12 protein-coding genes and 4 tRNA genes are annotated in these 13,293 nt (G+C 53.4%); 8 read left to right on the forward strand and 8 right to left on the reverse strand.

What is annotated here, in order from left to right:
* Window positions 1–21: 21 nt before the first annotated feature.
* Complete coding sequence (locus J7J49_RS12935) at window positions 22–687, forward strand: CoA transferase subunit B (protein WP_064232850.1); 666 nt, start codon at window positions 22–24, stop codon at window positions 685–687.
* A 72-nt stretch (window positions 688–759) separates the two neighbouring features.
* Here J7J49_RS12935 and J7J49_RS12940 read toward each other — a convergent pair whose 3' ends face one another.
* Window positions 760–1,527 carry a VOC family protein gene (locus tag J7J49_RS12940; protein ID WP_064232849.1) on the reverse strand — a complete coding sequence of 256 codons (768 nt, stop codon included), beginning with the start codon at window positions 1,525–1,527 and terminating at the stop codon, window positions 760–762.
* A gap of 106 nt (window positions 1,528–1,633) precedes the next feature.
* Window positions 1,634–1,897, reverse strand: a complete 264-nt coding sequence (locus tag J7J49_RS12945) for a GrxA family glutaredoxin (protein ID WP_064232848.1) — start codon at window positions 1,895–1,897, stop codon at window positions 1,634–1,636.
* A 182-nt stretch (window positions 1,898–2,079) separates the two neighbouring features.
* On the opposite strand from J7J49_RS12945, the gene hybE reads away from it, so the two are divergent.
* Together hybE and J7J49_RS12955 are read left to right on the forward strand one after the other, a co-directional pair.
* Window positions 2,080–2,505: a [NiFe]-hydrogenase assembly chaperone HybE gene (gene hybE / locus J7J49_RS12950; RefSeq protein WP_064232847.1), complete on the forward strand. Its 426-nt coding sequence runs from the start codon at window positions 2,080–2,082 to the stop codon at window positions 2,503–2,505.
* Between the two features lie 71 nt (window positions 2,506–2,576).
* Window positions 2,577–3,350, forward strand: a complete 774-nt coding sequence (locus J7J49_RS12955) for a 3-hydroxybutyrate dehydrogenase (RefSeq protein WP_064232846.1) — start codon at window positions 2,577–2,579, stop codon at window positions 3,348–3,350.
* Window positions 3,351–3,582: 232 nt separating this feature from the next.
* On the opposite strand, the gene J7J49_RS12960 is transcribed toward J7J49_RS12955, so the two are convergent.
* From J7J49_RS12960 to J7J49_RS12970, 3 genes are read right to left on the reverse strand one after another with little or no spacing between them, the layout of a single operon-like run.
* The gene (locus tag J7J49_RS12960) at window positions 3,583–4,122 is read right to left on the reverse strand and encodes a response regulator transcription factor (protein WP_064232845.1); all 540 of its coding nucleotides are present in this window, start codon (window positions 4,120–4,122) and stop codon (window positions 3,583–3,585) included.
* A 43-nt stretch (window positions 4,123–4,165) separates the two neighbouring features.
* Window positions 4,166–5,437, reverse strand: a complete 1,272-nt coding sequence (locus J7J49_RS12965; protein WP_064232844.1) for an ATP-binding protein — start codon at window positions 5,435–5,437, stop codon at window positions 4,166–4,168.
* 7 nt (window positions 5,438–5,444) lie between these two features.
* Window positions 5,445–5,861: a hypothetical protein gene (locus tag J7J49_RS12970; RefSeq protein WP_064232843.1), complete on the reverse strand. Its 417-nt coding sequence runs from the start codon at window positions 5,859–5,861 to the stop codon at window positions 5,445–5,447.
* A gap of 206 nt (window positions 5,862–6,067) precedes the next feature.
* Here J7J49_RS12970 and pyrC point away from each other — a divergent pair, with 206 nt between their 5' ends.
* Window positions 6,068–7,105: a dihydroorotase gene (pyrC, locus tag J7J49_RS12975; RefSeq protein ID WP_215093132.1), complete on the forward strand. Its 1,038-nt coding sequence runs from the start codon at window positions 6,068–6,070 to the stop codon at window positions 7,103–7,105.
* 61 nt (window positions 7,106–7,166) lie between these two features.
* Here pyrC and mtnN read toward each other — a convergent pair whose 3' ends face one another.
* Together mtnN and folD are read right to left on the reverse strand one after the other, a co-directional pair.
* Window positions 7,167–7,874: a 5'-methylthioadenosine/S-adenosylhomocysteine nucleosidase gene (gene mtnN / locus J7J49_RS12980; protein WP_215093134.1), complete on the reverse strand. Its 708-nt coding sequence runs from the start codon at window positions 7,872–7,874 to the stop codon at window positions 7,167–7,169.
* Between the two features lie 37 nt (window positions 7,875–7,911).
* Window positions 7,912–8,781, reverse strand: a complete 870-nt coding sequence (gene folD, locus J7J49_RS12985) for a bifunctional methylenetetrahydrofolate dehydrogenase/methenyltetrahydrofolate cyclohydrolase FolD (RefSeq protein WP_215093136.1) — start codon at window positions 8,779–8,781, stop codon at window positions 7,912–7,914.
* A gap of 208 nt (window positions 8,782–8,989) precedes the next feature.
* Here folD and J7J49_RS12990 point away from each other — a divergent pair.
* The 4 genes from J7J49_RS12990 to J7J49_RS13005 all read left to right on the forward strand — a co-directional run bounded on the left by J7J49_RS12990 (window position 8,990) and on the right by J7J49_RS13005 (window position 9,512).
* Window positions 8,990–9,066, forward strand: a tRNA-Pro gene (locus tag J7J49_RS12990).
* 90 nt (window positions 9,067–9,156) lie between these two features.
* Window positions 9,157–9,233, forward strand: a tRNA-Arg gene (locus J7J49_RS12995).
* A gap of 77 nt (window positions 9,234–9,310) precedes the next feature.
* Window positions 9,311–9,385: transfer RNA gene (locus tag J7J49_RS13000), tRNA-His, on the forward strand.
* Between the two features lie 52 nt (window positions 9,386–9,437).
* Window positions 9,438–9,512 (forward strand) — tRNA-His (locus J7J49_RS13005).
* Between the two features lie 162 nt (window positions 9,513–9,674).
* On the opposite strand, the gene amt is transcribed toward J7J49_RS13005, so the two are convergent.
* Complete coding sequence (gene amt, locus J7J49_RS13010; RefSeq protein ID WP_215093138.1) at window positions 9,675–13,058, reverse strand: ammonium transporter; 3,384 nt, start codon at window positions 13,056–13,058, stop codon at window positions 9,675–9,677.
* Window positions 13,059–13,293: the final 235 nt, after the last annotated feature.

The raw sequence follows: 13,293 nt of genomic DNA on the forward strand, positions 1-13,293 counted from the left end.
ATTCAGCAAGAGGAAATCACCATGGCTTTAACACGAGAACAGATGGCTCAACGTGTTGCCCGCGAACTGCAAGATGGTTTTTACGTTAATTTGGGCATTGGTATCCCCACCTTGGTTGCCAACTACATCCCTGATGGCATAGATGTCATGCTGCAATCCGAAAACGGACTGTTGGGGATGGGCCGTTACCCCACCGAAGACGAACTTGATGCCGATATGATCAATGCGGGCAAAGAGACGGTAACGGTTCGCCCCGGCGCGGCGATTTTTTCTTCCGCAGAATCTTTTGCGATGATTCGTGGCGGCCACGTGGATCTAACGGTACTGGGTGCTTTTGAAGTGGATCAGCAGGGCAACATCGCTTCATGGATGATTCCTGGCAAACTGATCAAAGGCATGGGCGGTGCCATGGATCTCGTTGCCGGTGCTGAAAACATTATTTGCACCATGACGCACGCCTCGAAGCACGGTGAGTCCAAACTGTTGGAAAAATGCGAACTGCCGCTAACTGGCGCAGGCTGCATTAACCGTGTCTTGACGGATCTCGCCTATCTTGAAATCAAAGACGGTGCCTTTATTCTCAAGGAGCGCGCCCCGGGCGTAAGCGTTGAGGAGATCATCGAGAAAACGGCGGGCAAACTAATTGTGCCTGACCATGTTCCTGAAATGACGTTTGATGCCGAATAAGCTCCGTTCCTATTAGCAGCTCGAAGGTTATAGGGAACGCAGTAAGACGCTAGCGCTTTTGCCGCTAGCGTCTTACGCCATCTCACAGCGCGTATGGTGGGGAAGCAGGACATCCGCAATACGCTCGTGGTTATCTTCAACGTGCTTTTGGACTAACGCCAAGCCGCCTAAGCAAAGGCGATGCTCATCGCCATCGGCGAAGACTGTTTTTTGCGATGTGGTGGGGTAGAAGCGGTGATCCAGCAGCGACGACACCGTAAAAACACCGTTTTGCTGCTCATGTAGACTGGGCATACCGACCTCAGCGAGGCGTTGATCCAAGACTGCCAAAGGCTCGCCAAGCTGACTGCAATCAAAGCCAGCGTGATGCAAGCGGGGCCCCATAACCGCTATCCAGGCAGCCAAAGGGTGTGCTTGCTGAAGCTGTTGATAAAGTGCCCAGCTTGGCATTGGCCAAGGGCGGCCGCGGCAGAGTAAATTATGTCCTTTGCAATCCTGAGGATGAGATTGCTGCACCAACCCTTCTATGGCTTCCCGTGGTGCCTTGGACAGTGTGCCTATTTGCAGCTCTGCGAGCACCAGCCAACTACTGCCGTCGCTTGGTGCAAGCAGCTGTACTAATAGACCTTTGTCAGCCATGGCGTAGTGGCCCATACGGCGATAGCCCATATGGGCTAAATTGCCGGTAAGCGCAGCAGCGGTAAAAGGGCCGTAATTGAGTGTGACGAGTGTTAAATATTCGGCGGCAGTTGATAGCGGCCACAGCCTAAGCGCGCCTATGTCGGGGTGGGTATGTACATAGTCAAGCCAAAGCTGCTGAACAAACTCCTGACGCTGCATGGTGAACTCCTTGCCTAAAGTGGCACACACCTAGCGTGAGCCATTAAATAACTGCTCAGTATAGGCAAGCGAGGTAAGCAAGGGTTCAACGCGTATTAACGAGTGGTTAAACGGCTAGCAACTGCTGGTCGCGGACAAACTGATCAAATTCAGTAAAGCCGCCCACATGGGTTTGATCGACAAATACCTGCGGCACGGTGTGAATGGGTTTACCTGCTGTTTTGGCGATATCTTCTTTAGTGACGCCCTCTGAAGGCATATCCACATAGCGATAACCTTCAATTTTACCGATTTTTTCCAAGTGCTCGGCAAGCTGTTTTGCGCGCACACAGAAAGGGCATGACATTCGACCAAAAATAACCACAAACATAGCTTGTGCTCCTTTAGGATAGGTAGAGTTGAGAAACCAAGTGGGCAGCCACGAAGGGTAAATAGCCGTTGGCTCAGCGATAAATTCGCGTCCATTGTGTCTGAGCAGAGCACGTTTCGCCAATAGCAGCTCGCTACACGAACCATTAATGCCCATTATCATCTGGGAAAACGAATAAGCCTATGCAGACGCTCACCGCCGACAAATATGCTTTTCTTGCCGAACTGGCGAAGGCATACCGAGATGTGCACTTGCCATCCATTAAACAAAAAAGTGACTGGAACCCGCATTTAGGGGTTGATGCGCTATGCTTTCAGCATCATGGCGCTGAATACATGGTGGGTGCGTTGATTACGCCCTGTGAGCTGTGGTTGGTCGTAGTGCCTGACCCATCTCTGCTTGCTGTGCCCTTGGCGGATACCCTTACGCTTTCATTGCCCTCAGGCGCCTACCAGTTATCTCTTGAACAATTACCAGGCGGCTGCGAACTCTATAAACGCGCCATTTTGCATGATTTAAGCGAGCTGGAGAGCATGCAGGAGGCAGCAAGGCTAGCACAGCAAATGATGGCGCGTTTAATGCAACCCGCCGAAGCGCTCAATGCCTAGGCACACATAGCTATACTGACAATAACTCAACAAACAGAACGTCCATCCACGTAGTGAAAAGGAAATTGCCTATGACTTCCCAAGCCGTTACAACGCCGCGAGTTGCGCTGGTCACCGGTACCAGCAGCGGGATCGGTGCCGCTGTGGTTAAGCACTTTTGCGAACTAGGCCATCAAGTGCTGGCCGTCGATTTTAATCCGGCAGGTAAGGCAGTCGCTGAACAAGCTGGCGCGGCTTTCTTTGAAGCGGATTTAACCGACCCTGATGCCTGCCGTGCGGCGGTGGCCGATGCGGTTAAGCGCTTTGGTGGAGTTGATATATTGGTCAATAACGCTGGGATTCAGCACGTTGCCTCGATTGAGACCTTCCCCGAGGAAAAGTGGCGCCAGATTATCGATCTGATGCTGACGGCGCCTTTCTTGCTGACCCAGGCGGCGTGGCCGCACATGCGCGAAAAGGGCTGGGGGCGCATCGTTAATATTGCCTCGATACACGCTCAGGTGGCTTCACCTGGGAAAGCGGCTTATATCAGTGCCAAACATGGCATGATCGGCTTGACCAAAACGGCGGCGCTAGAGGGCGGCGAACAAGGCATTACTGCGAATGCGGTATGCCCTGCCTATGTCAAAACTCCGCTGGTGGATAACCAAATCGCTGACCAGGCTAAATTGCACGGCATGGATGAGCAGGAGGTGATCGAAAAAGTCATGCTTAAACAGGCGGCGATCAAGCGCTTGATCGAGCCTGAAGAGGTGGCGCAATTAGTTGCTTACCTGGCATCTGACGCCGCTGGTGCCGTGACCGGGTCGAGCTTTAATATCGATTTAGGCTGGACGGCGCATTAAGTTCTCGTTTCTTAAGTGCACGGATTCAAGGCTAATGAATGGTTGAGAGGGCAGGTTGGAGCGATGGTCTTACGCCATGGCCGGTAAATGTTCCTTACATTTCCGGCATTTCCGCCATCCATGGCGGTCAGATGGCGTAAGTAGCGCCCAGGGAGGGGGTCATAGCGCCCTCGCGGAAACCTGTCCTCTCACCCGCCCAGGCTTGCCGTCTCGCCTGCTAAGATTAGTCACTTTAACGCCGTACCGGGCGTTTTTGTAATTTCCGCTGCAGGGTGCGGCGATGCATGCCAAGCGCCCGAGCGGTGGCGGATATATTGCCATCGTGCTCCTGCAGCACTTTCTGAATATGCTCCCAGGTGATGCGGTTAATCGAAGGCGGATTGTCAGCCAGTTCAATATCCGGGTCGCCAGCTTGGCGCTCAAAAGCGACTAAAACATCATCAGCATCCACCGGTTTACACAGGTAATTAACCGCGCCAAGTTTCATTGCCTCAACGGCTGTGGCAATGCTTGAATAGCCTGTCAGCACCACAATACGACACTGGGGGATAGTGGCAAGTAGCTCGGGAAGCAGTTTTAAGCCTGAGCTGTTTTCCAGTTTTAAATCAAGGGTCGCCATGGTAGGTGAATGCTGCGCGGCCAGGGTCAGGGCTTGTTCTGCATCGTGGGCAACGATGACGTCATAACCGCGGCGGGTTAGGGCACGATTCAGCACATGACAAAACATTTCATCGTCATCAATGATCAGCAGGCGTTGCTCTCGCGTTTGCATGTTGTCCTCAATCCATTACTGGCGGTGCTTGGGGTGGGCGCGATTAGTTTGGCGCCGCGCAGCGAGGTAGCGTAACTTCCGTTAGCGTACCCCCTTCTGGGTGATTATACAGGCTTACACCGCCACCAAAGCGATTGATAGTGGCGTGTGTTAAAAACAAGCCGATGCCCATGCCCTTGCTTTTAGTAGAAATAAACGTCTCTCCCAGCTGATCGGCAATCGACATGGCGACACCTGGACCATGGTCACGAATGTCGATCACTACGCTCTCACTCTGCCAGTCTAAGCGTATGGCAATGTGTTCAGGGTTGGCGTCAGCGGCGTTATTCAGTAAATTCGTTAACGCTTGGTCGAGGGTGGCATCAACGGCCAGCCAGGGCCTTCCACGTTTCTCTGCCACATCGAATTGATGGCTTACATCCGGGCGCAGCACCAGCCAGCGCTGTACAACACCTGCCAGCCACACTTCAGCATCAAGCACTTCGGGTTCGGCCATGCGTCGCCGATCAGCGTTAGAGACCAAATTTTGCAGGCGTGATTTGCATACGTCTACCTGCTGGCGAAGTAAATTAATGTCTTGGTTAAGCGTAGAGTCAGCGGGAGCATCGGCCTGCATCTCCTTGAGGAGGACCGCCATGGTAGAGAGGGGGGTGCCTAGCTCATGGGCAGTACCCGCAGCTTGGGTGGCGACCGCCAATACCTGCTCATTACGCAAAGCGGCTTCCCGAGTACGTGAAAGCGCCTGATCACGGCTACGTAGCGCGTGGGCCATTTTATAAATAAAGAATGTCACCAAGCCCGCAGAGAGACCAAAGTTGAGCCACATACCTAATATATGCAGGCTCAGGGGGCTGTCACTATTGATGTGGCCTAACTGAGGTATGGGGTAGTAGGAAAACATTAAGAAGGTATAACCCGCCATTGAGCAGGCCGCAATGATCCAGGCGTGGCGCCAGGGCAGGGTGGCGGCTGCAATGGTAACTGGCACCAAGTAGTAGGTAATAAAGGGGTTGGTAGAACCACCAGAAAAGTAGAACAGCAGCGTCAAGCCGGTAATGTCAGCAAGTAAATGCAGCAAGTACTCTAGATGAGTCACCGCGCGTGGCCTCCCTAGCCTCCACCAGGTGGCGATGTTGAGAATGCCCATGGAGATGACCACGCCCACCACGGCACTCACCGGTAAGTCAAAGGCGAGCAGCTCAACACCGACAACAATCGCTAATAAAAAGCCGGTCCAGGTGATACCGCGCACGATAGTCAGCCGCACTAGGTTGCGGTTGGGCGTAGAAAGCGGAAGAGGTAGGGCAGTTTGCATGTTGGTCTTACTTAGTCTTGGCTTTAAAGCCATGAATGACAAATTTAATCAATAGGGTCATGACGTAGGTTGTCCAGCCTGCAGATGCCAATATATTGAACAGCAGTATTTTAGGCGGAAGCCATGCGCTGCCCACTAAAGCTTCAAGCATAATATGGAAGAACATTGCCAACAGTAGCGGCAGCGCCAAGGTATGGATCCACATATCGGTGCGTCGTTTGCGGATATGGTAGCGGCGCAACAAATAACGTAAGGGCCGATGAGCCCAGCAGAAAACCACCACAGCGCCAATGACTAATAAGCTGGCGAGAGTGGGTTCTGTGCTGCCGATGTGAACAGAGAGTGAAATCGACCAAGCGAGGCTTAGCCACATCAACCCTTCCAGGCTGGCAATAATATCCGCATAGCGCCGCACGTTCTGCATAAACAACCGAATCCTTAGCGTTAAAAATAACTGTTACAACGACTGTAAAAAACTGACTCTTAGAGCTGGATCTTAAAAAAGCAGCGCCATGATACGACACTTGGACGAGGGTGTGGGCGCTTGAGGTGCGGATTTATACCATCGCGCAATTGCGTATACTGTACACACTGCATTATATCCGTCTTAACACCACTACAGGACTTGCCGTGGATACTGTGACACTGACCCGCCCCGACGATTGGCACCTTCACTTGCGCGACGATGAGGCGCTAAAAGCAGTAGTAGGCCATACCGCAGCGCAAATGGGACGGGCGATCATTATGCCTAATCTCACCCCGCCGGTTACCACCACGGCCCAGGCGCTTGAATACCGTCAGCGTATTTTTGATGCCTTGCCTGAGGGTAGCGCTTTTGAACCTTTAATGGTGTTGTATCTCACCGATACAACGCCGCCTGAAGAGATCGAGCGCGCGGCGCAAAGTGGCATTGTCAAAGCGGTGAAGCTTTATCCTGCGGGCGCCACGACTAACTCCGACTCAGGGGTGACTGACTTGGCCCGCTGTGATGCAACGATTGAGATGATGGCCAAAGTGGGCATGCCCCTTCTGGTGCACGGTGAAGTCACCCATGCAGATATCGATATTTTTGATCGCGAAGCGGTGTTTATTGACACCGTGATGAAGCCACTGCTGGAACGCCACCCAACGCTGAAAGTAGTGTGTGAGCATATCACTACCCAGCAGGCCGCTGAATTTGTTGCTCAAGCGCCGGATAATGTGGCGGCTACCATTACCGCTCATCACCTGCTGTTTAACCGCAATAAAATGCTGGTCGGGGGGATTCGTCCTCACTACTACTGCCTGCCGATCCTGAAGCGTGAACAGCATCGCCAGGCGCTGCTGAAAGCAGCCACCAGTGGCAGCCATAAGTTCTTTTTGGGCACCGATAGTGCACCTCACTCCCAGGGGGCTAAAGAATCAAGCTGCGGTTGTGCCGGTGCCTATACTGCCCCTGCGGCCATTGAGCTTTACGCCACCGCCTTCGATGAAATGGATGCATTGGACAAGTTGGAAGCCTTCGCCAGCCTTAATGGGCCGCGTTTTTATGGGCTCTCACCTAACTCAGACACCATTACGCTTGAGCGACGGAATTGGACGTTGCCGGAGAGTTATCCTTACGCCCAAGGGGAGCAAATCATCCCGCTGCTGGCGGGGGAGACGCTTAGCTGGGCGATTAGATCTTAGCGGGTAACGAGTGCCGTCGACGGCTTTACCGCCGACGGCTTCAAGTATCTAGCAAGCCCCGTTAGGCATTGCCAAGCTGCTTAAGCATTTGATCAACCATGCGCGATGAGTGGTCGGCGGCCACTTCCAGAAACTCATCGAAGGAGAGGTGGTTGTCGCCACTGCCGGGAATATCCGAAAGAGCGCGGATAACCACAAAAGGGCAATTATAGAGATGGCACGTTTGGGCAATGGCGGCGCCCTCCATCTCTACGGCAAGCATGCTGGGGAACTGAGCGCGGGTTGCGTCTACCCGGGCTGGATCGGCGATAAAGGCGTCACCAGTGGCGATCAAACCTTCGCGGACTTGGACTTCACCTAACGAGGCGATGGCCTTACGCGCGACTTCTCGCAGCCCTGTGTCGGCTAAGTAGGCGGCTGGCATCCCTGGCACTTGGCCTATTTCATAACCAAACACCACGGCGTCAACGTCGTGGTGACGCACTTCGTCTGAAATAATCACATCGCCAATGTTTAAATCAGCGGCAAAGCCTCCGGCAGAACCGGTGTTGATAATGGCGTCGGGCTGATGGCGCTCTAAAAGAATAGCCGTGCCCACTGCGGCATTGACTTTACCAATCCCTGACTGTAGCACAATGACCTCAAGGCCGTAGCGCGTGCCAGTATGGAATACAAAACCCGCATGTTCATAGCGCTGCGGGTTATCCAGCTGGTCCACCAAGGTGCTCACTTCCTGCGCCATTGCGCCAATAATACCAATACGCTTCACTGCGCCATGCTCCTAAATAAAAAGGGTGATGATTAACTCAGGCGTGATCGGGTGCTAAGTCGTGTTGCTCTGCGGCTTCCAACGTATTTTCCAGCAGTGTTGCGACGGTCATCGGCCCAACGCCGCCGGGTACGGGGGTAATAAAGCTAGCGCGTTCGGCCGCGGCAGCAAAATCAAGATCGCCTTTTAACGTGCCATCTTCTTGGCGGTTAATCCCCACGTCGATAACAATGGCGCCCGGCTTAACCCACTCACTTTTAACGATGCCCGGCTTGCCGACAGCCACGATCAAGATATCGGCACGGCTAACGTGATCTTCAAGATTTCGGGTAAAACGGTGGCATACGGTAGTGGTACAGCCCGCTAACATCAGTTCCAGCGCCATGGGGCGGCCTACAATGTTAGAAGCGCCCACGACGGTGGCATCTAAGCCGCGTAGTGCAATATCGCTTTGCGCGAAGAGGGTCATGATGCCTTTTGGCGTGCAAGGGCGCAGAGCGGGCATTCGCTGCGCTAAGCGACCAATGTTGTAGGGGTGAAAGCCATCGACATCTTTATCTGGACGAATACGCTCTAAAATAGGCTCAGCATCCAAATGCTTAGGCAGCGGCAGTTGAACCAAAATGCCATCAACTGCGGGGTCGTTGTTGAGCTGGTCAACCAGGGCTTCCAGCTCATGCTGAGAGGTCGTGGCAGGCAGGGCGTGCTGGAAGGAAAGAATCCCTGCTTGTTCACAGGCGCGGTGCTTATTACTGACATACACTTGAGAGGCGGGATCGTCTCCGACCACAACCACGGCTAGTCCCGGTGCTCGCCCGCCTGCTTGACGGCGTGTCGCAATTTTTTCGGCAACCTTTTGGCGGACAGTAGCAGCGATGGCTTTGCCATCGATTAGTTGGGCGGTCATGTAATGGAATCCCTGTGGATGTTAAAAATGGCCTAGACGTTGAAGCGCTCACGCAGCAGCGTTTAACGGCAGTAATTTTCGCACGCTGGGGCATCCAGGCAAAGCGCCTTCACTAACAATCACTTTAATGGTTGACTTTAAAATTAAAAATAGTAATATATGCCTCGCTTGAGACGGGCAGCACGGTAGCGTCTAAGGTGATAAAAATCGGGATGTAGCGCAGTCTGGTAGCGCGCCTGCTTTGGGAGCAGGATGTCGGGGGTTCGAATCCCTCCATCCCGACCATTCACTTAGCATGAAAGGTAGTAGTTTGCTTTTCCAAGCTGCAGTTGTGGTCTAGTGCTCATCGGTATTCGTTTTATGAATGCTAAATGTGCGCCCATAGCTCAACCGGATAGAGCAACGGCCTTCTAAGCCGTAGGTTGCGGGTTCGATTCCTGCTGGGCGTGCCACCTACTTCAGTGGTACCAACCTGTCAGAATCCTATCTTAAAGCAAGCACTGTTTGTTTCTACGTATGATTGTCTTTGGTGGGTGTAGCTCAGGGGTAGAGCCCCGGATTGTGACTCCGGTGGTCGTGGGTTCAAATCCCATCATCCACCCCAGTGACAATGTTTGCGTAAGTGACAATAGCTGCGTTTCCAGCTTTAGGTTGTGGTGGGTGTAGCTCAGTGGTAGAGCCCCGGATTGTGACTCCGGTGGTCGTGGGTTCAAGTCCCATCATCCACCCCATTACCCCAGCATATCTCCTCAGTACTTCCCTTAGCGATTGTAGTGACTAGGCCTTTGTTAGAGGCACTATATCTGTTAGACATTCTATATTTGTTAGAAATTATGCCCATGTTGGGTTTTTTGCGTTTCTGGCATTTAGATTTCCCTGAGATTCCCTTGCCGCTAGCGTGGCATCACCTTAATGCGGTGGTTCGCCATCTGGGTGAGTGGTTCGGGTCTGCCCAGTAAATCCCCCTGTGCGTAGTCAATACCCATTTGGCGCAGCGTGCCCAGCGTGGCTTGAGTCTCCACAAATTCAGCGATTGTTTTAATTGCCAGTGCCTTGCCGACGGCATGAATCGCCTCTACCATCGCCCGGTCAATCGGATCCTGATGCACATTGCGGATAAAGCTCCCGTCAATTTTTAGATAATCGACGGGCAACTGCTTTAGGTAGCTAAATGAGGAGAGGCCGGTGCCAAAGTCATCCAGTGCAAAGCGGCAGCCGTACTCTTTCAGGGTAACGATTAATTCGCTAACACTTGAGAGTTGGGCAATGGCAGTGCTTTCGGTAATTTCAAAACATAGCGTGCCGTGGGGTAGCCCTGCCTTGGCGACTTGGGTAATAAGATCCTGGCAAAAATCAGCATCGGATAGCGAATCGCCGGAAAGATTGATCCCCCATAGGCTATTTGACGGTAGAGTAGCATGGCGGTTTTGATCCCCCAGCCAGGCCAGGGTGTTACGAATGACCCAGCTGTCAATGCGCACCATAAAGTGATAACGCTCAGCGGCGGGTAGAAAGCTACCCGGTGCGATGATCTCTCCCTGCTCTTCAAGGCGGAGCAGAATTTCGCGGTAGCCAGGCTTGTCGGCACAAACGGCGGTAATGGGTTGGGCGAAAAGGCGGAAGGTGTCGTTGTCCAAGCCATTTTGCAGGCGCTGTGCCCACTGCAGCTCGCCGTGCTTTTCCAATAACGAATGATCGTCAGGCTGGTAGCAGTGGATGCGATTGCGGCCGGCCTCTTTTGCGACGTAGCACGCCGCATCGGAGGCGTGAAGTGCCTGGCTCAACTGCATGGGCTGAGCCGCGTTTAATTCAACCAAGCCAATGCTCACACCGATACCAAAGGTGTGCCCTTGCCAGGCAAAACGGTACTGTTCGATATCGCAACGTAGCGCTTCGGCAATCGCCAATGCATGCTTGATAGCGCAATCAGGTAGCAACAAAGCGAATTCATCGCCCCCCAGCCGGGCGGCGATATCACTGCTGCGCACATGGCTTTTCAGTTTTAATGCTACTTGGCGCAACAACTCGTCTCCTGCGAGATGGCCGCAGGTGTCATTGACGATTTTGAATTGATCGAGATCCAGGTAGCACAGCACGTGGTGGCCATCGTCGCGATTGAGTAGCGCGGTGAGCGCGGATTCGAAGGCGCGACGATTGAGTAGGTCAGTTAGGTTATCGTGGCTGACCTGATAGCTAAGCTGTTCAGTGAGCTGGCGAGTAAGGCTGACATCCTGAAAAACCACCACTGCGCCGAGGGTAATGCCGCTGCGCGAGCGTATCGGTGAGGCGCTGTGCTGGATGGGCGTGTGCGAGTGATCACGATTCACTAGCAGGCAGTGTTCGGTGGAGTGTACCGGGGTTAGCTGGGTGAGCACTTGCCTAGCGGGATTGCCGAGCGGCTCACCGCTGGCTTCCTCAATTAACTGGTAAACTCTGTAAATGGGTTTGTCGATAGCATTGTCGGGTGTCCATCCGGTTAAGCGCGACGCTTCTGTATTTATAAATGTCACGTTGCCACTGGCGTCGCAGGTAATCACGCCATCACCAATGGATGCGAGCGTGGTGCGGGCCAGGTCGCGTTCGCGGTTTAACTGCTCTTGGAGCTGCTTACGTTCGGTAATGTCGCGCACCATTCCTGAGCGCTCTGACGCGGAGCCGCTGGCTCCCTCGCTCACCTGGATTTCCAAATAGCGCACCTGCATATCAGAGGTGCGTCGTTTAATTTCATGGCGCGCCCCAGCAGGGGTAAGAGAGCGGTCCGGTAATAGCCGCGTAACAGGTTGGCCAATAAGCTCCAGGGCCTCTACTTCAAAAAGTTGCTCTGCACCGGGGTTAAGGCTTGTCAGGGTGCCGTCTGCCTGCCAGGTAATCACGCCGTCGCGCAGATTACGCAGCATCACACGGGTATGCCCAACGGCGCGTTCAAGGGCGGCGGTGACGCGATTATAGCTCGCCGCTATTTCGCCTACCTCGGTAAACGGGTCGGCGTCAATTCGCTGGCGCATATCGCCCTGCTGTTCATGTTGGCGCATATGCTCAAGCAGTTGGTTCAGCTCATTATTGGCGCCATGCTCGGCGAGATTGAGGCCCATCTTTTCCGCCTCGGGTGAGACGCGAATGGGTAAGAAGCGCCGGGTGATACGAAACAGCAGCCAGGCGCTGCCAAAGCTCCAGATGCCGCATACCACAACGCCCATTAATTGAACGCCAAACTGTGCGGATCGAGACAAACCGCTATTCAGCAGCGTTAAATCAGCCACCCAGGGCAGTGCGAGCGTCCCCCATATGCCTGCGACGAGGTGCGCAGGTATAGCACTGACGGCATCATCAATATGCTTGCTTAGCAGCCATTCGCTGGTCAGTACCATCAGGACGCCGCTGACTGCACCCAGCCCAAATGCCGCCGGTAAAGAGATTACGTGAGCGCTGGCGGTTACAGCGACCAAGCCCGCAATGGCGCCGTTAATCGCGTACATCACATCGGCGTAGCGCCGCGTTCTTAGCCCCATCAGCATGCCTGAAAGAATGCCGCCAACGGCGCCCAGAACAGTATTGGCAATTATGCCGGGGATTTGCTCGGTAACCGCCAGAGTGCTGCCGCCGTTAAAACCAAACCAGCCTAAAATCATAAACAGCGCGCCCAGCATGGCGAGGGGAAGGTTGCCAGAGGGAAAGGCGGTGGGTGGTTTGCCCTGGGTGAAGCGCCCAGTGCGTGGGCCAATACAGAGTACCGCTGCCAGCGCTACCCAGCCGCCAACGCTATGCACTACCGTAGAGCCCGCAAAGTCGACAAACCCAAGCGTCCCTAGCCAACCCTTCGCGCCGCTCAAAAGTCCGCCCCATGCCCAGTGGCCAAATACTGGGTAGATAAGTAAGGCTATCCATAGGGCCGTCCAGGTGTAGGCTAAAAAGGGCATGCGTTCTGCCACCGCGCCCGACACAATGGTAGCTGAGGTGGCACAAAACATTGCCTGGAAAATAAAAACGGTAATTACCCAGCTACCAGAAGCGTTTAACTGCCAGCCCAATAGCGTCGTGCCGATTAAGCCATGGTGGGAGTCGCCAAACATAATGCCAAAACCGACTAACCAAAAAACACTGACGGCAATGGCAAAGTCCGCTACGTTTTTCATAGCGACGTTGATGGCGTTCTTGGTGCGCGTAGTGCCCGCTTCCAGGCAGAGAAAACCAGCTTGCATCACAAATACTAGGGCAGCGGCCCAAAGTACCCAGAGCGTATCGAGCAGCGAACTATGCAAATCAAGCGTGGCAGGCATGGTGTTTTCCTTAGCAACTTTTGGTGCACGTGCGCTTCTTTTTGGTGCTTTGTTGGTTTTGCGCGGTAGGAAGAAAAACCGTTACATCGGCGCTAACTGAATGCCATCAAGGTTTCCTAATAGAAACTAAGCAATTGTTATGCCGCTAATAGTGAAGTCATTGCTTTAAATGTTTATAGCAGTATTAATTGCTGTTTATTGGCATAAAAATAGCGTTTACGACTATATTAATACG

This window comes from Halomonas sp. ISL-56 (assembly GCF_018612805.1).
Lineage (GTDB): Bacteria > Pseudomonadota > Gammaproteobacteria > Pseudomonadales > Halomonadaceae > Vreelandella.